Annotated in this window: 17 protein-coding genes and 1 CRISPR repeat array; of the genes, 4 read left to right on the forward strand and 13 right to left on the reverse strand. The window is 70.5% G+C overall.

The genetic code is table 11. From position 1 onward, the window contains the following. The first annotated feature begins 237 nt into the window (after positions 1-237). Complete coding sequence (locus J7E94_RS07745; RefSeq protein ID WP_215013532.1) at positions 238-429, forward strand: hypothetical protein; 192 nt, start codon at positions 238-240, stop codon at positions 427-429. Positions 430-878: 449 nt separating this feature from the next. Here J7E94_RS07745 and J7E94_RS07750 read toward each other — a convergent pair whose 3' ends face one another. The 6 genes from J7E94_RS07750 to J7E94_RS07775 all read right to left on the reverse strand — a co-directional run bounded on the left by J7E94_RS07750 (position 879) and on the right by J7E94_RS07775 (position 6,495). Then, complete coding sequence (locus J7E94_RS07750; protein WP_215013533.1) at positions 879-1,601, reverse strand: type I-E CRISPR-associated protein Cas6/Cse3/CasE; 723 nt, start codon at positions 1,599-1,601, stop codon at positions 879-881. Positions 1,602-1,624: 23 nt separating this feature from the next. Beyond that, the gene (gene cas5e, locus J7E94_RS07755; RefSeq protein ID WP_215013535.1) at positions 1,625-2,470 is read right to left on the reverse strand and encodes a type I-E CRISPR-associated protein Cas5/CasD; all 846 of its coding nucleotides are present in this window, start codon (positions 2,468-2,470) and stop codon (positions 1,625-1,627) included. Beyond that, positions 2,467-3,825 carry a type I-E CRISPR-associated protein Cas7/Cse4/CasC gene (locus tag J7E94_RS07760; RefSeq protein WP_215013536.1) on the reverse strand — a complete coding sequence of 453 codons (1,359 nt, stop codon included), beginning with the start codon at positions 3,823-3,825 and terminating at the stop codon, positions 2,467-2,469. Before J7E94_RS07760 ends, cas5e begins: the two co-directional genes overlap by 4 nt. Then, the gene (gene casB / locus J7E94_RS07765) at positions 3,822-4,415 is read right to left on the reverse strand and encodes a type I-E CRISPR-associated protein Cse2/CasB (protein WP_215013537.1); all 594 of its coding nucleotides are present in this window, start codon (positions 4,413-4,415) and stop codon (positions 3,822-3,824) included. The genes J7E94_RS07760 and casB overlap by 4 nt, the downstream gene beginning before the upstream one ends. Further along, positions 4,412-5,959 (reverse strand): type I-E CRISPR-associated protein Cse1/CasA, encoded by a 1,548-nt coding sequence (locus tag J7E94_RS07770; RefSeq protein WP_215013538.1) that lies wholly within the window; start codon positions 5,957-5,959, stop codon positions 4,412-4,414. Before J7E94_RS07770 ends, casB begins: the two co-directional genes overlap by 4 nt. Positions 5,960-6,201: 242 nt before the next feature. Further along, on the reverse strand, positions 6,202-6,495 hold the full coding sequence (locus J7E94_RS07775) for a helix-turn-helix domain-containing protein (protein WP_251056288.1): 294 nt from the start codon (positions 6,493-6,495) through the stop codon (positions 6,202-6,204). Positions 6,496-6,627: 132 nt separating this feature from the next. Between J7E94_RS07775 and J7E94_RS34295 the strand changes: the two genes are divergently transcribed. Then, a complete protein-coding gene (locus J7E94_RS34295; RefSeq protein WP_308344692.1) occupies positions 6,628-7,065 on the forward strand; it encodes a DUF4440 domain-containing protein in 438 nt (145 codons plus the stop codon). A gap of 282 nt (positions 7,066-7,347) precedes the next feature. On the opposite strand, the gene J7E94_RS07785 is transcribed toward J7E94_RS34295, so the two are convergent. Together J7E94_RS07785 and J7E94_RS07790 are read right to left on the reverse strand one after the other, a co-directional pair. Then, positions 7,348-8,547, reverse strand: coding sequence for a ParB/RepB/Spo0J family partition protein (locus J7E94_RS07785; RefSeq protein ID WP_215013541.1), 1,200 nt, complete (start codon positions 8,545-8,547; stop codon positions 7,348-7,350). Then, positions 8,544-9,704, reverse strand: a complete 1,161-nt coding sequence (locus J7E94_RS07790; protein WP_215013543.1) for a ParA family protein — start codon at positions 9,702-9,704, stop codon at positions 8,544-8,546. Before J7E94_RS07790 ends, J7E94_RS07785 begins: the two co-directional genes overlap by 4 nt. Before the next feature lie 1,538 nt (positions 9,705-11,242). Here J7E94_RS07790 and J7E94_RS07795 point away from each other — a divergent pair. Together J7E94_RS07795 and J7E94_RS07800 are read left to right on the forward strand one after the other, a co-directional pair. Next, positions 11,243-11,944 carry a hypothetical protein gene (locus J7E94_RS07795; protein WP_215013545.1) on the forward strand — a complete coding sequence of 234 codons (702 nt, stop codon included), beginning with the start codon at positions 11,243-11,245 and terminating at the stop codon, positions 11,942-11,944. A gap of 51 nt (positions 11,945-11,995) precedes the next feature. Next, positions 11,996-12,412 carry a hypothetical protein gene (locus tag J7E94_RS07800; RefSeq protein ID WP_215013547.1) on the forward strand — a complete coding sequence of 139 codons (417 nt, stop codon included), beginning with the start codon at positions 11,996-11,998 and terminating at the stop codon, positions 12,410-12,412. A gap of 597 nt (positions 12,413-13,009) precedes the next feature. Here J7E94_RS07800 and J7E94_RS34300 read toward each other — a convergent pair. From J7E94_RS34300 to J7E94_RS07825, 5 genes are all read right to left on the reverse strand, one after another. Next, positions 13,010-16,336 (reverse strand): DEAD/DEAH box helicase, encoded by a 3,327-nt coding sequence (locus J7E94_RS34300; protein ID WP_251056306.1) that lies wholly within the window; start codon positions 16,334-16,336, stop codon positions 13,010-13,012. Between the two features lie 1,089 nt (positions 16,337-17,425). Beyond that, positions 17,426-17,890: a hypothetical protein gene (locus J7E94_RS07810; RefSeq protein WP_251056289.1), complete on the reverse strand. Its 465-nt coding sequence runs from the start codon at positions 17,888-17,890 to the stop codon at positions 17,426-17,428. Between the two features lie 3 nt (positions 17,891-17,893). Continuing rightward, entirely contained in the window at positions 17,894-19,183 is a 1,290-nt protein-coding gene (locus tag J7E94_RS07815; protein ID WP_251056290.1) for a hypothetical protein, read from the reverse strand. A 72-nt stretch (positions 19,184-19,255) separates the two neighbouring features. Beyond that, entirely contained in the window at positions 19,256-19,705 is a 450-nt protein-coding gene (locus J7E94_RS07820) for a hypothetical protein (protein ID WP_215013549.1), read from the reverse strand. Positions 19,706-20,282: 577 nt separating this feature from the next. After that, a CRISPR array of direct repeats spans positions 20,283-20,739; the repeat unit is 29 nt; unit sequence CTGCTCCCCGCGCACGCGGGGATGACCCC. A 28-nt stretch (positions 20,740-20,767) separates the two neighbouring features. Further along, on the reverse strand, positions 20,768-21,484 hold the full coding sequence (locus J7E94_RS07825) for a transferase (RefSeq protein ID WP_215013551.1): 717 nt from the start codon (positions 21,482-21,484) through the stop codon (positions 20,768-20,770). Positions 21,485-21,516 lie beyond the last annotated feature (32 nt).

The following is a 21,516-nucleotide window of genomic DNA, read 5'->3' on the forward strand; positions in this document are numbered from 1 at the left end:
CAGCCCGCGGCTGCGCCGAGTGCTCGCAGGTCCTCCGAGAAGCCCGATCCCCGAGCACCGCTCTCCCCACCGTCTGAGGAAGACTTCTCCGGACTCATCATTTTCCCCTTCTCGACCTGCACAAATACCTGCCCGCCGGTTCTCCCAACATCGCCGGACGGTCTTCGGCGAGCGGATACCTGTGGGACCGCGCTCGGCGGAGAAGACCACCGGGCGACCATCCCGAGGGGGATCCCCATGTCCGTTCTGTTGTCCGTCCTGCAGTCCGTGTTCCAGGAGGCGGCCACCCTCACGGCCGCGACCGGCCTCGCCTACACCGGTGCCGTCGTGACGGTGGCCGCGTCGTCCGTACTCTCCCGCAACCCGCAGCGCCGCCGCGACGCCCGGGCAACACTGACGATCCTGATGCGGCGCAACGAAAAGCGCTGACACCTGAGTTCGCTGCGTCGACCGCTCCTGCCGGCCTCAGGCAGGAGCCTTCGATGCGGCGAGGTGTCCGAGACACGGGTCGATTGGCACACTCACGCCGGTGGGTAGCCCCGGTCGCATACCGGCTGGGATGCCTGCGTTCTGGCGGCGCCTCTCCGCACGGCGCTAGTCTCGGCCCCCTGCGGTACTCCCCCGCTGTCGCGGGGATGACCCCCGTTAAGAGCAGAGCCGACGCGAACCCCGCGTGTGCGGGGATGCAACCGGCCCATCCGAGCCAGCAGACGGGCTGCCGTACAGGCTCGGGGAGCAACCGAAGTCGGCAAGGCACCATGGCACCCCCACCGGTTCATCCCGCTGGAGCGGAAGCAAAAGGCGCGGGCGCGCCCGAGTGTCTCGAGGGGCCCGACTTTTGTCCGCGGACAAAAGTCGGGCCCCGGAGGGCGCGTCCCTCAGCGGGTCAGGATCAGCCCGCAGCTGTACGCGCGGGCGTGCCCGAGGCCGTTGGAGAGGGCTGCGACCAGGGTTTCCGGGTCGGTGACCGTCAGGGAGCCGCGGATCTCGGCGCGGCCGATGCGCACCGGCTTGCTGCGGTGGGCGCTGGAGACGGTCGGCAGCATGCGGATACCGAGGCTGTCGGGGTCGGCGGTGGCGCCGATGCGGACCACTCCGTCCTCGGCCGTCGCCGGCTCGCCGTCGGTCTGGAGGCGGCGCGCGAACCAGCGCTTCACGTGGTCCGGCGTGCTGTGGGAGGTCCGCGTACCGCGGGACTTCTCCGAGGCCGGCTTGCCCGACGGCCTGCTGTAGGTGGGGTTGACGACCGTACGGAAGCCGACGGCCTCGCCCTCCTTGAACGTGCGGTCGACGGTGATGAGGTGCGGCGGGGCGGTGAAGGCCGCGCGGGGAATCCGGGCCCAGTCCCCCGGGATCCTGGACTGCACCACCAGGACGAGCGCCGCCGCCTTGAGGTCCACCGACCAGGTCGACAGGACACCCGTCTGCGAGCGGGCGTCCGGGTCACCGTCCTCGACCCAGCCGCGGAACCCGCTCATCACGGTGCGGTGCATCTCCTGCGCGTCGACCAGGGACTTGGCGACAAGCGGGTGGCGGGCGTTCAGGGACAGGACGGAGTGGGTGGCGACGAAGCGCGCCGTGGAGGCGCGTGTGCCGTTCACGGGGTTCACGGAGTGCGCGGTGTTCACGGGATGATGTCCCATTCGGTGGCGGTCGGAGCGATGGTGACGCGCATACGGGTCTCCCAGCGCGTGGCGTGGACCCGGTGCGCCGGATCGAAGCTGACCGGCTGGTCGTTGACCGGTGAGGCTCCCCGGGCACCCGGCGCCGCCTGGAGCCATGCCCAGGGACGCCGGCCCGAGGTGTCGGGGCCGTTCGGGCCGGGCAGCAGCCGCTTGGCCGCGAAGGCCTCGGCGACCGTGCCGGGCAGGATCTCCGCGGCCAGGGTGCCGGAGGGCGGGCAGGACTTCCGGCCGAGCCACAGCAGCTGCTTCGGGTGCTCCAGGGCGTACGCGATCTCCTCCAGCAGCGCCCGGTCCTCGTGCTGGAGCCCCACGACGAACGCCGCGTCCGACAGGTACCAGCGCTCGGTGATCAGCGCGGTACGGGAGAGCTCCCCCGAGACGAGAGTCCCCGATACCGGGTCGGCCGCGATCTTCTTCGGTGCGCCGTACCACCCGGCCAGCTCGTGGTGCCCGAAGCTCGGGCCGTCGGCCGCTTCCATGCTCTTGGCCACGGCCGCCGCCCGCCGGTGGTCGGTGATGAGGTCCCGCGGCCGCAGCGGGAACTTCCCGGCGCCGACGGAGTGGTAGTCGCGTACCGGAGTGCCGGGATGGTCCGCGCGGACGCCGAAGACGAGCCCGGCGAGGTCGTCCACGGGGTCGGTGCGGTCCCGGCCGAGTGCCGAGGCGCACAGGCCGATCACCGCCGACTTGGTGGGGCGGCTGTGGGTGTCGCGGTGGGAGAACCGGGACACCGCCCCCCAGGACTGCAGAGGGGCGGCGAGCCGTACGAGCAGGACGTGCGTCACGCCGTCAGCTCCTCGGCGGAGGTCACGGCCGTCGCCCCGGGATCCTTGAAGGTGCCCAGGAGCTCGTCGATCTGCGGGTCGTAGGTGAGGACACGGCCGGACCTGATGTCGGGGCGGCGCCGGCTGACGAAGGAGTGGTGCCTCAGCAGCCGCTTGACCGCGGCCGGCCCGGCCGGTCCCTCACCGCCCTTGTCCAGCGGGTTCTCGTCGATCGGGGCCTGGAAGGCGGCCGCGTAGTTGTACGGCCTCTCGCCCTCGAAGGCGAGGACCAGGGCGGGCAGCGAGCCGGTGGAGGCGGTCGAGTTCTTCTTCGCCTCCGGGAAGGCGTCGACGAAGGCCGTGACGAACTCCGCCTCGGCCGCGACGGACGCTTCCTCCGCCTCCTCGGCGGTCATGCCGGCGGCCTGGAGGTTCCTGCGCAGCCTCCGGCGGTCGAGTACGGCGTGGCGGTAGAAGGTGCCGGTGATCAGGGACTGGTAGCCGGTCATGCCGGCTCCGGCGTCATCGGCGGCGTCGAGGAAGTCCAGGGCGTTCTTCTTCCGGTCGAGCTTCGCGTCGTCGGCGGCGGCGTAGAAGTCGTCGACCTGTTCCGCCTCGTGGACGGTGAAGGCGTGGCTGCTCTGGACGGCGCCGTCGACGTTCGGGGAGTCGGCGATCTCGGCGAGGAAGCGGCCGTAGAGAGCGATGTCGATGGCGTCGCGCGGGGCGAGCGCGGTGAGGACCGCAGCACGGGTCGCGGCCGACAGCGCGGGCAGCTTCGCATCGGCCGCGGCGGTACCTTCCGCGGTCTCCTCCGCCTCGGCTGCCTCCTGGTCGGCGCTCTTGCGGCCGCCCTTCTTGCTCTTGGCCGCGGCCGCCGCCTGCGCCCCCACGTACTCCGCCGTCCAGGGCCGGAGCTCCTCGGCGTGCGCGTGGATGTGGGCGGCGATCCGCTCACCCGCGTCGGAGGGGGCGAACAGGAGCACCTTGGTCAGGTTCGCGACCGTCTTCTTGGCCGGGTCGCCGAACTTCAGCCCGGTGGCCTCGATGACGGCATGGGCCGTACGGACGGCCTCGTCCGAGTCCCAGCCGTGCGCGGAGGTCAGCTCCCGCGCGGTGATCAGCGCCCATTCGCGGGTACGGACGCCGGTGCTCCGGCCGGCCAGGGCACCGATGCCCGCGTTGGCCCGGTCCCGGGTGTGGACCCGTTCGGCACGGCGGCGCGCCTGGCTCGTGATCATGTGCCGCTCGGTGCCGCCGTAGACGATGGACTTGGGAGAACCGTTCTCGTCGCGTACGGGCAGCACGGCGACCAGGGTCTCCAGGAGGTGCAGGGAGAGGAACTGGCTGCCGGTGGACGAGGCGTTGCTGGTCACGTGGTGGCGCCCTTCTGGTTCGTGTCGGCGGCGGCGGTCGTGCTGGTGGACCGGGCGCTGGTGGACCGGGACGGAGGCATGTGGAAGGCCACGGCCCACTCGTAGGAGACGCGGGCCTTGCGGTCGTGCCACCGGCTGAGGTCGTCGGCAAGCCGGGCCCAGGACGGCGGCGGCTGGTCACAGGCGCGCAGCCGGGCAACGGAGTGCTGGAGGTGGCGCCAGGGGATCCGGCGGCTGGACACGATCCGGTCGACGAGGCGCGCCGCGCCCGGGTCGTCGGGACCCCGACCGGCTCCGCTGCCGATGCGCCGGGCCGCCTCTCCGAGGCTCCCGTAGCCGTACGCGGGCTTTGACCGCCCCTGGTGGTAGACCGCGAACAGGAAGGCCACCTGCTCGTAGACCTCCCGCTGCTCCTCGGTCGGGCTGTACCAGATGGCCCGGAAGTGGGGCTCCTTGCGTACCCGCGGCCGACGGAGGTCCGCGAGGCTTCCGTAGTGGCGGTTGTGCACCAGGCTGGCGAGCCAGGCCGTCAGGGCGGCGCTGCTCTCGCTGGTCTCGGGTGCGGGCTTGGTCTCGGCTTGGGTGGTCATGCCCTCTCCCTCTCCCCTCGGAGTTCGGCCGGGGCCTTCGGCAGCGCCAGCTCGTCGTCGAACCGCTTCAGAGCGGCGGCCTGCGCCTTGGTCCCCTGTGAGTTCCTCGGCAGCGAGTCCAGGCACTCGGTGAGGAACCTGCGGGCGGCCGTGGACACCGTGGCCGCGTAGTCGAGCAGGCACTCATGGACGGGCTCGCCGAGGGTGATCTCGTCCATCAGGAGGTCGAACGGCTCGCGCGTCGCAGCCCAGTGCCGGCCTCGCACGTCGAACCGTGCGATCTGGCCGGCCTTGTCGGCCGGCTTGGGGTTCGGGTACGCGACGGTCCAGGCCGCGTACGCCGCCTTGCTCAGGGCCGCGGCCACGTACTCGGCGATCTCCGAACCGTGGCGGGAGCCGAGGTAGAGCCTGACCTCCAGGCCCGGGGCGAACGGGAAGGTGCCGTCGACCCACGTGATGGCCGTGGTCTGCTTGGCCACGAGCCCGACCGTCCACAAATCGACGCGTCGCGCGGGCTGCTGGCCGGGCTCGGGCGCGACGTCCTCTGGGGGGAAGAGCGCCAGCCTCCGGTACAGGCTTCCGCCGTCGTTCGCGTCGGCAGAGGCACGAGCGTCGGCCACCGCGGCGTAGAGGGAGTGGGCGTCGCGCCAGACGGCGCGGGTCGCCGATGCCCACAGCGGTTTGGTGGTGCCGTCCGGCTTCGTGGCGTAGACGGCGTCCTGGAGGTGCTCGTCCTTCAGCGAGAGCAGTTCTCCCGCGCCGAGCAGCACCCGGTCCACGGCATCCCCCTCGGGTGTCGGGCGGAGCAGGACCGACCGGCCGAGGTAGCTGTGCAGGTCCGCCGGGCCACTGACCGGCCGGCCGTTGGGCTTGGCCTTGAAGCCCCGGCGGTCCTTGCCCGGGGTCCACGAGAGGTTGAGCTCCCCGGGCGGCCCGGAGACGGGGGCCAGGTTCAGGCGGAGGGTCTCGCCGAGGGTGGAGCCCAGCGCGATGACGCGGATCCGGGTGCCGAGGCGGGTGGCGGCAAGGTTGGTGATGGTGGGGCCGAGCGTTTCCTTGCCGGAGATCCGAGCCCGGCCGGCCGGCCCGTACACGTGCTGCGTGAGCATGGCCCGGAAAGCCTGGGCGGCGGGTAACGGGCGGGGATGCTCCAGGTGGTGGTGGTCGAAGAACTGGTTGTAGTCGCCGACCCGCTCGATCACCAGCTGCGCCGGACCGGCGCCGTGCTGGTCGATGAAGGGAGCGAGGAGGGAGTTCTGTCCGAGCGGCTCGGTGGGGTGGAACAGGTCCCAGACCTCGTCCTCGGGGCGCTTGGCGAGCCACTCGGCGGCGGGCCGGAGCGCGTCTTTCTCGTCCACCCAGGCAGGCCATTCGGCGGCGGACGCCGGATAGGTGCCCGAGGCGTAGCAGATGGCCAGCAGGAACTCGATGAGCGCCACCTTCTCCCCCGGCGTCGAGGCCTCGACGGTCCGTATCTCGTCGGCGTCGTGGAGCAGGTCGACGAGGTTCCGCTCGACCAGTCGGCCGTCGAGGGCCAATGCCATAACGCATGGCTCCTGCCGGGGATCCCATCGGGGGCGTATCGCCCCGCCGCGCAGCGTGCGTGATTCAGCCAAGTTGCATCGTTAGCCCTCTGCTCATAACGGTTGCTTGCTGGAATGAGGCAGGACGCTAACAGGCGAACGAGGGCGATATGACGGGTTTAGGAAAATCCAACTCCTGAGCAGCGAGGACTGGTTGGGCGTCAGGCGCAGTTCGACTCGGCTGCGTTGCTGCCCTCCGTCCTTCAGAGAGATGCCCCGCGTCCGCCCTCCCTCAGCAGCTCGCCTGTGCGGTAGAGCTCGATGAGGAGCGGGCGCAGGGACCGGCCGGCTTCGGTGAGCGCGTAGCGCGTGCGCACCGGGAATCCGGGGAGGCGCTCCTGGGTGACCAGGCCGCGTTCCCTGAGGATGTGCAACCGGTCCGTCAGCACCTTGGCGCTGATGTCTGGCAGTCTCTCCCGCAGAGCCCCGAAAGAGTGCTCGGTATGCATCAGCTCGCGCAGCACGAGCGTGGTCCAGCGGCCCGATATGGCCGCCAAGGCGGTCTCCACGGGGCAGTCGGCGTCCGGGCGTACCGTGCGGCCCGGTGGGGATGGCACCAAGTCGGCGTCCCAGCCCCGGCTGTCGGTTTCCGTTTGGTGACCCACGTCGGCACTGGCTTGACTTCCGTTGTGGACATCAACACGAACTTTGCGCACGACCATGCCTTTAGTCTCACTCTGACATCCGACGCGGTGCAACATCCCTCGGTCTTCGAGGCCGCGTTCAACTCCGGCAGCGCGCAAGCGCTCGCCGCCGTCTACGAACCCGACGCCGTGTTCGTCCCCCGCGTCGGCGAGTCGGTCACCGGGGCGGAGCTCCGCGCCGCGAACGCCGAGTTCCAGTCGCTGGGATTGCCGATGAGCGTCCGTCCTCGGCACACCTACATCGCCGACGACATCGCGCTGCTCATCGTCGATTGGGTCATCGAGGGCGAGGGACCGGACAGAGAGCACGTCCACATCGAAGGCACCGCTACGGATGTGGCCCGGCGCGGTCCGGACGGCCTGTGGCGGTACGTGATCGACAACCCGTTCGGTACTACGGAAAGGACCTCTTCGAGCGCATGAACATCAGACTGCCAGGCCTCCATCCGCTGTCGGGAGAGTCCAAAGCCCGGGCAACCGTGCCCATGAGGTCGTAGCGGACCTTGCTGCGGGTGCCGTTCCCCCGTGCTGTCTGGCTGCCCGACTTTTGTCCGCGGACAAAAGTCGGGCAGCCAGCTGGATCCAACTCCCGCCGTCCCACATGCAGCGCAGCCTCAACGGCCGCTTGCTTCGCTGCTGACATGCCGCGGGCCCGACCTCAGGATGTCGAGGTCGGGCCCGTAGGAGATCGGTGTACCGGTTCCGCTAGTCGTTGTCGATGAGGAGCATCGTCAGTTCCGCGCGCTGCTTGGCCGACATGTTCTGCTGGATCGCGTCGAAGACGGCCTTCGGGTCGTGCCACGACAGCAGGCCCACGTCCGTGCTCCGGCTGCCCTGAGCCGGGATGACACCATCCGGCTCACGGGCGGGGAGCGGTTCGACCTCGGGGGCGGGCGTCACCGTGGAGCGTGCGGGCAGCGGGGGAGTGGGGCTGACCCGGACCGGCTCGCTCGCCGCCAGGGGAGTCTGCGAAGCCGTCGCCGGAGCGATCTCCGGCTCCCGACTTTTGTCCGCGGACAAAAGTCGGGCCGGCTGCGGATCGGGCTGCGAGGTCTCCGCCGCTCCCCCAGTCAGGTTCACTTCGACCGCCGCGCGCACCGGCGCGGACTCCTGCGCGTCTCGCAGGATCTCCCGCTGCACCGCCTTGACCTGGGCCTCCTGCGCCTTGGTCTCCTTCAGGAAGGCCAGGAGTTCGGCCGCGCCCGCACTGGGCCGGTCCTTCGCGGTGCGCGCGAGCAGCCGGCCGTCCCGCTCGGGCAGGTCCCCCGAGCTGAGCATGGCCTGGATCTCCTCCGGGAGTTCCAGCAGCACCAGCTGGTTGGTGACCCAGGACGGCGACTTGCCCAGCCGCTCCGCAGCCCGGGACTTGGCGCCGTGCTCCTTGCCCTGCTCGGCGCAGGTGTCGACGAGCTGCTGCACGCCGCGGGCGCGCTCGATGACGTCGAAGTCCTCCCGTTCGAGGTTCTCGGCCAGGAGGTGGTCGATGAAGTCCGTGCGGGAGGCCGCGAGGTCGTCCCGTACGACGAAGTCCAGCGACTCCAGTCCCACGTGCAGGGCGCTGCGGAAGCGGCGCTCGCCGTTGATCAGGACGTACGAGGCCGCCCCGATCCGGGAATCGTGATCGGGCCACAGGGACAGGTAGGCGTCGCGGGTGACGACGACACAGGCGGAGAGCTGCGCCTGGCGCAGCTCCTCGCCGAAGCGGGTCTTCTCCTCGTCCGTGCCGAAGTTGCGGCGCGGGTTGAGGGGGGTCGGCGACACCTGGTCGAGGGGGACCCGGATGAGTTCGTACGCCGGCAGGTCGCCCTGCGCTATGGCCTTGGCCCGCCCGCGCTCGCTGCGGCCGCCGGTGCGGCGGGCGTTGCTGAAGGCGGCGCCGGTACCGAGGAGGTCGCTCTTGCTCATGCCGCGATCCTCCGGGCGATCTCACGCATGGCCTCGGACTGCTCGCAGTCCGGCGCATAGTGCAGCAGCGGCAGCTTGACGCGCACGGCCTCGCGCTGCTCCTTCAGGTCGGCGATGACGGTGATGACCGGCGGGTCGCCGAACTCCTTCCAGCTGTTGAGGGAGGAGGTGACGACGTAGCCCTTGCGGCTGTCGTAGAGGTTGACGACGAAGCCGAGCTGGCCGATCTCGATGTCGAGGTCGTCGATCAGGTCCTCGAGCTGCTCGCTCAGCATGTCGTACGCATCGGCGGAGGTGTCCTCGGCCTGGACCGGCACGACGATGCCGGAGGTCTTCGGCGCCTCGCCCTCACGGGTGCGCGCGTAGTAGAGGGCGGTGTCCATGGTGTAGCCGAGGCTGGGCGGGCAGTCGACGACGATGTAGTCGAACTCCTGCTCCAGGTCCTCCAGGGCCTTCTCCAGGGCGGTCTCCTTCGTCCGGACGTGGCGCGTGGTGGCCAGCCGGGCGTCGAGGAGGAAGGCGTCCTTGCAGGAGGGCAGGAGGAAGAGGCGGCCGGCGAAGACGCCGTGCTCGATGGGGACGAGCAGCTCGCGCACCCGGCCCTCGATCTCGCCGAGCATGTGCTTGGCGAGGCTCGGCTCCTTGATGCCGAGCATCTCGGCGCCGAGGTGGCGGGTGAGGTGGCCCTGCGGGTCGAAGTCGATGACGCAGACGCGGGCACCGGTCTCGGCGAGGGCCTGGGAGAGGCCGTTGCTGATGGCGCTCTTGCCGACGCCGCCCTTCTGGTTGCAGACCACGATCCGGCGGGCGCCCTCGTGGGACGGCCGGCGACGCCCGGCGGGGGAGGGGTGGGTGTCGAGCCACAGCCGGATCGACTGGGCGAGGCCTTGGTTGTACGGGACCTCCCGTACCCGGCAGTCCTCTTTGAACTCCCCGTACAGGCCGGTGGGGAGGTACGTGGAGAAGGAGGAGGCGCCGGAGGTGTCCACGGGCGTGGCCGCGGAGGCGTCGGCACGCCAGGCGTGAACGCCCTCGGTGACGGCGTCCTGGATGTCCACGCCCAACTGGGCTGCGCGGACCTTGAGTTCCTGCCGCAGGGACGCAGGCAGCTTGGCGACTACCTTTTCCCTGACTTCCGGATCGTATGGAGCGGTCATGCGGGTACCTTACTAACCTTCTACGGGGAAGGTGAAGTGCCACACCGAAACATGTTGCTTGCGTATGGCCCGTGTTGTCCGGATTGGGGCCTTCAGGGGTCTGGTCATGGCTGCCACCCGGGGCCCGGTAAAGCGCCACCCGGCTGCGCGCGACATGAGGAGCCAGTGGGTGTCGATCGGATGTCGTCAGACGTGGGCCGGACGATGCGCTTGCTCGGAGCGGCGCCGCCGGACGCACACGTATCCGATGGGCCAGGGCTCCTTTGAGCCGTCCAGGGGACTCGGCGGGACGTGTCGGACTGCCGCGGGCACCTCGGAGCGCTGTACGCCTGCCTGACGGCCTCGCGGGGATGGGAAGGTCACATTCCACCGGCACTCTGGAGATCGGCCTTCTACGACGCCGTTCTGACGGTCGATTTTCTCCTGTTGTGGGTGATTCCTCATTTAAGGAGCTACAAGACGAGCTTATGGAAGGCGCTGTTCACCCCGAGCTGACCGCGGACTGTAGCGGCAGAGGGTGAAGCTCTACTGCTGGCACTGCTGATATCGGCGAGCAGCTTCTCCGACTCACCTGCACCGATGCGAGCACGCGGGAACAACACACTTCGTACGGGCAGATGAGATCGGTGTTGCCGACATCAGGGCTCTTGTCCCCGGTCCCCTGCGGACCGTGAATCCCAGGGGCCAGCCCCTGGACCCCGCCAGCGCCTGGCCGCGCTGGACCGGCCTTGGCATGGGGGGCTACTCGCCCCCCAGACCCCCTCGCCAGGCGCTCAGGCGCCCTGGACCCGCTCACCCTCACGCCCTGCCCCGGCTCCCTGACGGTCGCCGGTGCACCCCTCGGGCGCAGGGCGCCCTCACTGGGCATGAGGGCCTGCAATGGCCGGTGCTGATGCCGGAGTTGGGCTGAGGTGGGGGACTGCAGGCCGGATAAGTCGGCTGCGGATACATCGTGGTGAAGCTGTGTCGGCTGAGGTAGGAGGCGGAGGACTGGAGAGTGCCGCATGGTTGAACTGTGTCGAGTAGGTGCGGTGTGGCACAGAGAAGCTCCGGTCACTACAGGCTCGGCGGACGCTGAGGTGCGCGGTCACGTTGCTCTTTAGTAAGAGGGCACCGCGTTTGTAAGCCTCTGACCTGCAGGTTTGCCCGCTGGTATGTGTCCCCCAGGACACATTTCGGCTCTTGAAATGTGAACCTGGAGAGCACATTTCGCCGAAAAATCAAGCAGTAGTTGATTTTCTGCGGAGCCCAACTGGCCCGGCAACACCGCAGGTCAGAGAGTCGGACACAGGCGGGTGAGGGCCCCGTCCACATCCGTGGCACATACATGAGTGTGTCGTCATCGCGACAACTGAAATCAGGCAGCCGTGTACTTCCGGCTCTTGGCGGCCCAGAAACTTCACGTAGCGTGTACTTTTCGTGCAATCTTCGAACAGGGTCGCGGCCGGGGGGGTGTTCCGACGCGCCGAGGCGTCAAAAGACAAGCACAGGTTGATTTTTTGGATAGTCTCGGACCGCCTGAGTAACGAGGAGGTCCTGTGACATCTGATCCGCCCGCCCGTCGTCGGCGCGGGCCCCGGCCTGTACCCGCCCCCAGCGCTGGGGGCAATGAAGCCGAGTACGGGGACATCCTGGCCGTCCTCGGCCAGCAGCTCGGGGAGAAGGTCGCCGCGGCAGCCGACCCCGGAGGCCGCCGTCGGCTGACGGGAGTTCACCTCGAGTACGCGGCGGACCCGCGCGCCGTCCATGACATGGCCGGGGGCACCGGGTACAGCCTGGCCAGCAACTGGTTCACGCAGTTCCTGGCCCAGCTGGCCGTGGCGAACAGCATCACCAAGTCCCAGCTGTGCGTCTTCCTCTTCGTCGCGGGAGGACAGGTGCCGGGGACCGGAATCACCCAGTACACCCAGCAGGAGATCACGGACGGCCTGAACAAGATTGCCGCACAGAAGGGCGGCAAGATGATCACGCGGTCCACGGTCAACCGGGCCGTCCAGGCGCTGTGCGGCTACAACTGGGTGGAGAAGGCCGGCAACGGCCGGATCCAGATCAACGTGCGTCTGTGGTTCCACGGCAGCAGCACGGCCCAGCACGAGGTACTGGCTGAGATCGCCGACCGGCACGACCACGACACCGAGGTGTTCCCCTTCGCGGTCGGGCCGGAGGGTGCCCACCAGGAGGAGCTTGATCTCGGCCCCGTGGTGGAAGAGAGCTATCGCGCAAGGAGGCGTACCGGGTGATAGTTCTGCCATGCCCCTGCGCGGGCGCCCGCTCACGAGGAAGGCTGTTCCATGGCTAACGTCATGTCTCCGATCATCGCGGAGCGCATCTGGGCCCTGCCGCTGTCGGGGTCCGCCGTCAAGTTCCTCCAGTACCTCGTGTCCCGCAGCGACTTCGGGGGAGCGTTGCCCGTCCGGCAGAAGGACATGGCCGCCGAGTACGGTGTCACCCCGCAGGCGGTCAGCGGGCTGATGGCGCCTCTGTGCGAGCTGAACATCGTGCTCAGGCCGCGCAGCGAGGAGCGCAACGGCAACTCCTACCGGCTCCATCCCCTCGCGGCGAAGTACGAGAGCCCCGAGACCATGGAGGCGGCGTTCCGCGCGGCCCTCGTCCGCATCCAGGCCGGGGACCTGCCCAACCTGAAGCTGCCGACGTACCACCAGGCTCCGCCGGCCGCGACGGGCCGGCCGAAGCTGCAGGTTGCCTGAGACCGGCGACAAACCCGGCATAGCCAAGCGAAAGGCCCTCCACCGTGGTGGAGGGCCTTTCGTGCCTGAGTAACTTGATGTGCTCAGTATATTCGCCGGGGCGCGGTTGTGCGCGATGGAATGCTCAGCACACGATGACCGTGTCCGCGGCCGGGCTCGCGCGACGGTTCGGGGGGCCCGGCGGAAGAGCAGACCGCCGCATCCGGAGAGCTGCCGGGCGGCAGTTTGGGCCCGGAAGGCTTTCCACTGATGAGGAGTTCCTTCGTGCAGCTCGTGGGGACGGTTCTCTGCATGGCGCTGAGAGCCGCTCGCCCCTCCACGGTGGGTAGGAAGGATGCGCCGGCGGCGCGGCGTTGTCCTTCGCTCCGCGCAGTGCATGGGACTGCCGAGTCATCTAGCCGATTTGTCGGACTTGGCGAAAGTGCTTGGAACCTGACTCCAACGCGCCTAAAGTCGCAGGTCGCGAAGTCTGCTCCCCGCGTACGCGGGGATGACCCCGTGGCCCTCGGTTTGGTGAAGCCGAAGGCCTCTGGCTCCCCGCACCGGCTGGGCTGGGCCCTCCGCGCCGTGCATCGGATTGCTGTGCCTGCCTGCTCCTCAAGGACTCGTCGGCCTCGGGCCCGCGGGTGGGGCCTCGGTGGGTCCGGGGTGTGCCCTGGGGCTCCAGGTGTGGGCCGGTAGGGATTCCGCCAGGGTGCCGAAGAAGCGCTGGTCGCGCCACGCGTCGAGGTTGCCGATGACGAAGAGGCGGCGTTTGGCCCGGCTGACCGCGACGTTGAGGAGGTTCGGGCGGGAGGCGGCCCAGGCGCGGGCGCCCGCGCGGCGCGGGTCCGTGCCCAGGATCAGGATGACGACGTCCGCCTCCTTGCCCTGGGTCGTGTGCACCGTACCGACCCGCTCGGCCGGCATCAGGTCCCGGCACGCCCGCTTCGCACCGGCCACCACCTGCCGGAACGGGCTGATCACGAAGACGTCCTTGGAGAGGTCCACGCCCCCTTCGTCACGCAGCCGCTCCAGGACGCGCCGCAGGGCCCGCCCCTCCTCCGGGATCCAGTGCCCGTCCGCCTGCGTCGACACGACGTTCACCCAGCTGCTGGACGGCCGGTAGACGTACGGCTCGCGGGCGCCCGCGCCGATCCCCTGGACCATCAGGCCGTCGTAGGCGATGGCGTTGCTCACGGAGAACATCGGGTCGTCGCACCGCCGGTGCACCCGCAGCGGCGCGCCGACCCACACCTCGTGGCGACCGTCGGGCAGTTCGGCGGGCAGCAGGGTCCCGTAGCGGTTGGCGCGGTCGGCGAGCTGCTGCACCGACGTGCGCCCCGGCGCCCATTCCTCCGCGGCGCCGAAGTCCTCGCGCAGCGCCCGCTGCGCGGTCCACGGCAGGACCACGACCGGCTCCAGTTGCAGCGGGTCGCCGACCACGACCGTACGGCGGGCCCGCCAGATGCCTCCCACCGCCATCTGCGGGGTGGCCTGGCCGGCCTCGTCGACGAACAGCCACCCCAAGGCCTCCGGCCCGAGCCGCCCGAAGACCCTGTCGAGCGAGGCGAAGGTGGTGGAGACGACCGGGACCACGACGAACAGGCTCTGCCACGCCGCCCGCAGGTGTGCCTCGGGCACGGTGGTCGGCACGGTCCCGGCGACGGCGTCCATGGCGGCCATCAGGTTGGCGTACATCGTGCGGGCGGTGCACCGCAGGAAGGCCTGGTGGAGGTCGAGGGCCGCGAGGAACACTTCGGTACGGGCCTTGGTGATCTCCGGGTCGGACCAGGGGGCGGCCAGCTCGCGCGCCTGGTCGTCCGCCGGCCAGGAGTCCTGGGGTACGAACTCCTCCCAGCGGCCGCGGGCCGCTGACACCGTCCGCTCGGCCCGTTCGGCCGCGGCGCGCGCCGTGTCCCGCGCGCTTCGGCGCTCGCTCAGGCGTGCCGCGGCCGCGCCCACGGCTCCCCGTACGCCGTCCCGCCCGGCCTGTGCCTCATCGCGTGCTCGGCGTGCGACGGCGACCAGCCCGGCGGCGTCGCCCTCCTGCGCGTGCCAGGTGCGCGCGGCGCGGCCCAGGGTGAAGAGGCTGACCGTGAAGCCGGGGCGGCGGGCCAGATGCGTCTGGTGCGTGTGCTCGGCCTGCGCCAGGGCCTGCTGCGCGCGGTCCAGCGCGGCCTCGGCGGGCGGCAGGGTCTCCCGTAAGCGGGCGAGGTCAGCGGCCTCCCGCTCCACGGCGAGCTCGGCACGGCGCAAGGCCTCGTACGACTCCGGGAGCGACGCGTACGCCTCGGCGGCGGCCGTCCGCTCGCCGCGCAGCCGCTCGGCCTCGGCGAGCGCGGCCTCGAACCGCTGCTTTGCCTCGCGCCACACACCGCTCTGCGGGGTGTCGCGCCACTGCCGCAGCAGGTGGGCCAGGCCGCTGCCGCTGTCGATCCAGGCGTTGGGGCTGCGGCGGCCGCGGCGGTCCGCCTGGGGCGGGACGGGCGGCGGCGGGGGAGTGGCGGCGCCCGCGTCGGTCCGGCGGTACTTGCCGTGCCAGAAGCGGTTGACGAACTCCAGACGGTTCTTCTTGCTGCCCAGGCGAGCGGCTACCGCGCCCCATGCGGCCTCGCCCTTGAGGAGCCGGGTGGCCTGCTCGGCGAAGTAGTCGGCGTCCTTGCGCCACTGCTCGCCGAGCGCGGCGCGGGCGGGGATCTCGGTGGAGATATTCTCCACCGCGCCGTTGTTGGCGGAGGCGACCACCATCTCGAAGCCGGTGAACTCCGGGCGCAGCGGGGTGACCGTACGGGTGTAGTCGCCGCTCTTCCAGACGTACGGGGCCTGCTCGGCGAAGGCCTGGGACGGCAGGCGCAGCGCGGCGAGGCGGCGGGCCCGCTCGACGACGGCCGCGGCGAAGCAGTCGCGCAGCATGGTGGTCTTGCCGGTGCCGGGCGGGCCGTTGACCGCGAAGATCCCGGCAGTGGGGGCCAGCTCGGTGTGGACGGCGTTGACGGCGAACTGCTGGCTCAGGGCCAGCGGGTGCCCCGCATCGGCCGGCCATCGGCCCAGCGGCGTACGGGCGGGCGCGACTCCGGCGAGCGCGACGGCGGGGTGCGCGCGCACATCGATCCGGCGGGCCGTGTCGAAGGCGGCGTCGGGAGTGAGGTAGGCGGCGAGCGACGCGCCGGGATCCTGCCGGCCGAGCGCGTGGGCCACCCGGTCGAGGTCGGCGACGATGAAGCTGTTGAGGAAGTCCTGCTGGTCGGCGTCGCCGGAGTGGTCCAGCCGCACGGCGATGCTGCGCACACGCACACCGGCCGGGTTCAGCGCGACGCAGACGCCCCAGGCGCGGGCGAGATCGCCGGTGAACTCCAGCAAGTGCTCGGCGCTGACCACGCCGGTCCCGGCGGGGGAGTCGTCGTCCTCTCCGCCGCCATCGGTGTCGTCGCTCGGCGGGAGCTCCTCGCCGGCGCCGACGGGTTCACCGAGCGCACCGGCCCGTAGGCCCCAGGCGTCGGCCTCCTCCTCGAACCCGTCGAGCCAGCCGCGGCTGCCGGGGCCGGGGGACACGGCACGGCCGGTGGCCCAGGCACAGGAGGAGAAGACGGGAGAGTCGAGCAGCACACGCCCTTCGTCCGTGACGGTCAGGGCGAAGAGCGCGGTCTCGCCGTCCATCCGGCCGTCGTGGTCCTCTTCGCTCTCCCCGAAGACGCGGAGCAGGGTGTCGCGTACGGCGCTGAGGGCGTACGTCCCGCCGTAGACGACGTGCTGCCAGCCGTACCCGGGCTCCAGGGGGACGGACCGCAGGGGGTGGCCGGCCTCCCACGGCATGGGCCGGTCCTGCGCGGCGGCGTACACCCGCTCCCGGGCGGACAGGGCCGGCACCTTCTGCGGACTGAACAACTCGGCCGCCCGCCAATATCCCACGATCCCGCTCCGCCGCCGGCGTTCGTCCCCCATCACGCCCACGCGCACTCCCCCTCTTCGATGATCGCTACGAGGCACCTTATGGCGGCCCGAGGGGGTGGGTCAGGCCGTTGCGCTGTCCGGCAGCCGGAGGACGGCTACCGCATGCCGCTTGACGGGGCGCGCGCAGTGACAGTTCGGCGACTGGGATGGGATGGCTGGGCGTTGCGCTGCGACCGGGGAGTATGGCGGGATTGTCGGGTTCGGCGAAAGTACTCGCGAACGGCTCTTGGGCCGCCTAGAGTCCCAGGTCACGGAGCCTGCTCCCCGCGCACGCGGAGATGAACCCTCCACCTTGTCGAGGAAGTCCTGGAACGAGGTCTGCTCCCCGCGCACGCGGAGATGAACCCCCGTCCAGGCTGACATTCATATGGGCGTCGAGCTGCTCCCCGCACGCGCGGGGATGAACCCTTGGTGGCCAGGATGTTCCCGGTCTCCATGATCTGGAATCCCCGCGCACGCGGGAATGAACCCATGGATACCGCGCTCTACTACGTCCGTCGCAGCTGCTCCCCGTGCCCGCGGGGATGAACCCGGCCCCTACAGCGCGGCGAAGGCCGCTCTGGACTGCTCTCCGCGCACGCGGGGATGAACCCGACCGGATCACGCTGGGCTCAACGTGGCTTGCGCTTCCCCGCGCAAGCGTGCAACCATCGACACGAAGGTCCCCTTCACCTACGAGGGCTGCTCCCCGCGCACGCGGGGACCCGGCGAGAAGCGCGGCCGACAGCCGCGGCCCGGCCAGCCCCCTGCTCCCCGCACTCGCTGCCGACCGAACCCGCTTTGACCGCGGCTCTGCCTACCCAGAACCAGCCGTCGATCAAGTCCGCCGTCCTCGGCGCGAGGAGCCGGTCCACGAGTTCCGGTGACGGGCGCCCTGCGCCCGGGAGGATCCACGCGCCGTCTGTAGTCCGGCGCTCGCCAAGTGCGTCGTTACCGCTCCTCGGCGCCCGTGTCGCCGGCCCCGGCTGGTGAGGGGGTGCCGGGCTCCGCATTGTCCAGGGCGGACAGGGCCGCGTACTCCTGGATGGTGATCACGAGCGTTCTCCGGGTGCAGTGAGTGTGGGGCCCGGGCCGGGCTCCCTACTTGTCCACGAGCGGTTCCAGGACCACGGAACCGGGCAGCGCCGCGGCCATGTCGTAGGCGTAGACCCCGGGTCGCACCCAGATGAACCAGTTGCCGGCGGCGACGATGGTGTGCCGGTAGGCCCGACGTCCTGTCGAAATCGAATCGCCGACCTCGTCTCGGCTGAACCGGGCCGTGCTCAGTACCGAGATCTCGTTCACGACGGTTGTTCCGCGGTGCTGCACCTCGCAGGTGGCGTTCGACCCGTGCGGGTAGTCATTGCGCACAGTTACCTTGCAGTCGAAGCCGCCCTTGGCCATGGCGGCGATCACGTCATCGGCCGTCGCGTATTCAGGGCCGGTCGGCACCTGGCTCGGCATCGGTGTCAGCGGACGGGGTCCCCGGTCGCCACCGACGAGGCCGCAGCCGCTCAGCGTCAGCAGCAGTCCCAGCAGCAGCGGGATGGACTTCCGTGTGCGCATGGGTCAGTTGCTCCTCGGCGGCTGAGGGGTCGGGCCAGGGCTGGGGGAGGGGGTGCCAGGTTCCGCGGGGCCGGTTCCCGTTCCGGTGTGCGGCCCGCCGCCCTCGTGGTAGATCGGGTCGACGGAGACGTGGTGTCCGGCCGGGGTCTGCGACTCGAGCTGTCGCACAGCGGTGGCCCGCTGCTCGTCCGTGAGCGCGTACCACGCCATCGCGTCGTCCAGGTGCGGTTCCACTTTGTCCCAGTTCTCGCCCCGGGTCCTGATGTCGTTGGCCCGGCTGCCCGACTCGTCGCCGTACTGCTCATTCAGCTCCCGCACGCCCGGAGTGTCCGCCGCGTACAGGGTGAAAAGCTGCTTGTCGGTGCTCGCCCCGTAGGGGTTCTCCTGTATGCCTTTGAGGTGGTAGGCACTCATGCGGATGTTCTCGTCGGGGTTCTCTTCGATGTACTTGGTGAGCTGGGCGTCGTCGAGATCCCCGAGGAAGGTGCCGTCCCGGAGGGTGAACGCCTCCTTGTTTTGCTCCATCACCTCTCGCGCGGTGTCCGGCTTCATGTGCGTGATGCCGAGAGACTTGTCGGGCTTGAGGGACTGCTGCAACGACCAGTTGAACATCCGTCCCGCCTGGGCCAGCGGACCGGTCAGGCCGGGGCTGAAGTTCTGGTACCACTGCTGTTCCTGCCACAGGATCGCCAGCAGCAGCTTCCGGCTGATGCCGGTCTCGGCCGCGGCCCGGTTCAGTGCCGCGAACTGCGCCGGGGAGACGTTGACCGGATGTAGACCGTCGATGCCACCCGACAGGGCCAGGGCGACGGCGAGCGGGGAACCCGGGATCAGGGCCTCCTTGGCCAGCTTCGGATCGGAGATGGCGGTGAGGCCCTCGACCGTGCGCAGGGCACGTGCCGCCTCCACATCGGCCTGGGTTGCCTTCCGCAGGGCGTCGACGATGATCCCCTGTGCATGGTTGACCGGTTCGAGGTGCTCGGTACTGCCCTGCGGCACCATGACGGGGTGGGACAGCTGGACCCGGCCGCTGTCGTCGACCTTCAGGTCGCGGCTGCGGGCGTAGTCCAGGGCGCTGTTCAGGTCCCGCTGCGCCCCCGCGATCGCCTCGGCCAACTCGTCGTAGACCTTGGCCATCGCGCGCAGGGCCAGCGCGGACGTCTCGTAGTCGTCGGCGTGCTTCACGAACCGTTCCGTGGCGGCGCGGCCGGCCTCGCCGACCCAGCACCGGCTGACCGTACGGGCGACGTCCTGGCGCGCGTACGAGGCGAGGCCGTCGCACTGCTTCGCCACGGCCACCGCGTCGTCTGCCGCGGTGCGCCACTTTCTGCGGGTCGGCCTGCTGTAACTCGGGTACGGAGACCATCAGGCGTCCTCCAGCACGCCGCCGGCCGCGCGCAGTCCGTCGGCTATCGCCCTGTCCTCGGTGGTGATGGCGTTCGTGCCCGTGGTCAGGGCGTCGGCCGCGTCGTCGACCAGGTCCGCGAGCTCCCGGAGCCTGCGCTGCCAGGCGCCCACGCAGTCGTTGCTGGCCGAGCCGGCCGCCCACCCGGCGTGGCGGCGGCCCACGGCCTCGGCGTCGTCGAGCGAGGACTTGCCCCGGGCCTCGGCGTTCGCCGTACGGATGCCGGACGCCTTGGAGTGCACGGGGCCGTTGACGAGACCGAGGTCGGTCCTCCCCGGGGCAGGGGCGGGCGCCGGGGACGTGGAGGGACTCGGCTGGGGAGTGGATGCGGGCGACGGCCCGGCGGAGGCGAGGCGCATGGCCGCTTCCCCTTTCGCCTGCGTCCATTCTGCTTCGAATTCGAACGTCATTTGTCCAGCCTCGCACAGCCCGATTGCCCCTGCTGCACCGTTTTCTGACAGAACATCAACCCGCCGATGCACTGCTCGCGGCCGCCGCAGAAGTGGTTCACTGCCCTGGGCCGCCACCGGACCCGGTCCCCCCTCGCCCGCGGCAAGCTGCCGCATGGCACCGCCCCGGCCCCGGTGTGCGCACCGGAGGTCACCGCTAGCCGGGTCTCCGCCGCACACACGGCCGTGCGGGCGGGCGGGCAGCCTTGGTCGACGCGTACGAGGAGTCACCCTCCTGGAGGGGATCGTCGCTTGTGACGCCGGCAAGTCGGAGTGCCTGGTCCAGGCCGGGGAGCACCGGGAACAGGTTTACGCTCTCACCCAGAACTCGATCGACGTCAGCCTCGCCAGCCTGACGGCCTCGGCGAGGGCCTTGCCGAGGCCGCTCTCTCCACGACCTCCCCGAGGGTCGCAGACCTACCTCCCTTGACCGCTGCCGCAGCCAGGCCCTCGCTGGTATGAAATGAGTTCATTGCCGGATTCGGTGAAAGTGCTCGAGAACGGCGCATCGCCCGCATAGAGTTCCAGGTCAAGAAGCCTGCTCCCCGCGCACGCGGGGATGACCCCCCGTCCTCGTCGGGCTTCGCGGCATAGACGATCTGCTCCCCGCGCACGCGGGGATGACCCCCGCGCGATCTCCCTGACACACGTCGACCTCGACTGCTCCCCGCGCACGCGGGGATGACCCCGACGTGACCGTCCTGCCGAAGCAGATCACCGGCTGCTCCCCGCGCACGCGGGGATGACCCCGGCGCTCACCCGCGTCCGCGCCCTCGCTGAGGCTGCTCCCCGCGCACGCGGGGATGACCCCACCTCCATGTCGGTGCGCGGTTCGACGGTGAACTGCTCCCCGCGCACGCGGGGATGACCCCCGGGTAGCCGCTTCCTTCCTCGTAGACGGTCACTGCTCCCCGCGCACGCGGGGATGACCCCGCGAAGTGGTTCTGGCCATCGACGAACACGGCCCTGCTCCCCGCGCACGCGGGGATGAACCCCCACAGTGGTTGGCGCTTCCCGGCTGGCTCACCCGCCGACGGCCCCCATCGGCCTCGGCCGGCGGCGGGAGTGCAGCCTGGCCTCCGCCGTGTGCGGGGCCGTTACGACGGAGTCGGTGGGGACCGTGCGGGCGGCCAGGGTGACGCCGCTGTTGAGCTGGGTGTGGCGGCCGACCGCGACGCCCGGGCCGAGGCTGATGGTGTTGCCCGTCTGGGTGTCGTCGCCGATGACGGCGCCGAATTGGGTGGTGCCGCATCGGTAGAGGCCGGTTTCGGTGCGGATGATGACCTCGCGGTCCGGGGTGTGCATGTCGCGGCACATGTTGATCGCGGCCACCGTGACCCCGGCGGACAGGTGGGCCCGGGCGCCGACGATCGTACGGTTGATGCCGATACGGTGGCCGAGGACGGCGTCCTCGCCGATGAACGCTGCCGTCACCTCGCAGTTGAACCCGACCGAGGCGCCGGCGCACACCACGCTGCCCTTGCGGACGGTGGAGAACTCGAAGACCTTCGCGCCCGCGCCGATGATGACGTCGTCCCCGATGATCGCCTGGGGGTGGACGAACGCGGTCGGGTGGATGCGGCCGGCGTCGCCGAGCGCGTCGAGGGATTGGCGGTGGAGTTCGGGCCAGCGGGCGAGGAAGTCGGCGAGGTCGTAGGTGTCCAGGCTTCCGTACGGGGTCCCGGAGAGGGGACCGCGGGCGGGGGCCGAGACGTAGTCGCTGAGGAGGAGCGGGGTCATGGCTTGGGGCCTTTCGCGTGGCCTGGGCATGG

It is taken from the genome of Streptomyces sp. ISL-94 (assembly GCF_018614075.1).
Lineage (GTDB): Bacteria > Actinomycetota > Actinomycetes > Streptomycetales > Streptomycetaceae > Streptomyces.

Bases quoted from the DNA above. Each gene is read 5' to 3' on its own strand.
- J7E94_RS07745 (WP_215013532.1), top strand. From the start codon at position 238: ATGTCCGTTCTGTTGTCCGTCCTGCAGTCCGTGTTCCAGGAGGCGGCC.
- casB (WP_215013537.1), bottom strand. From the start codon at position 4,415: ATGACCACCCAAGCCGAGACCAAGCCCGCACCCGAGACCAGCGAGAGC.
- J7E94_RS07770 (WP_215013538.1), bottom strand. From the start codon at position 5,959: ATGGCATTGGCCCTCGACGGCCGACTGGTCGAGCGGAACCTCGTCGAC.
- J7E94_RS07785 (WP_215013541.1), bottom strand. From the start codon at position 8,547: ATGAGCAAGAGCGACCTCCTCGGTACCGGCGCCGCCTTCAGCAACGCC.
- J7E94_RS07790 (WP_215013543.1), bottom strand. From the start codon at position 9,704: ATGACCGCTCCATACGATCCGGAAGTCAGGGAAAAGGTAGTCGCCAAG.
- J7E94_RS07800 (WP_215013547.1), top strand. From the start codon at position 11,996: ATGGCTAACGTCATGTCTCCGATCATCGCGGAGCGCATCTGGGCCCTG.
- J7E94_RS34300 (WP_251056306.1), bottom strand. From the start codon at position 16,336: ATGGGGGACGAACGCCGGCGGCGGAGCGGGATCGTGGGATATTGGCGG.
- J7E94_RS07810 (WP_251056289.1), bottom strand. From the start codon at position 17,890: ATGCGCACACGGAAGTCCATCCCGCTGCTGCTGGGACTGCTGCTGACG.
- J7E94_RS07820 (WP_215013549.1), bottom strand. From the start codon at position 19,705: ATGACGTTCGAATTCGAAGCAGAATGGACGCAGGCGAAAGGGGAAGCG.
- J7E94_RS07825 (WP_215013551.1), bottom strand. From the start codon at position 21,484: ATGACCCCGCTCCTCCTCAGCGACTACGTCTCGGCCCCCGCCCGCGGT.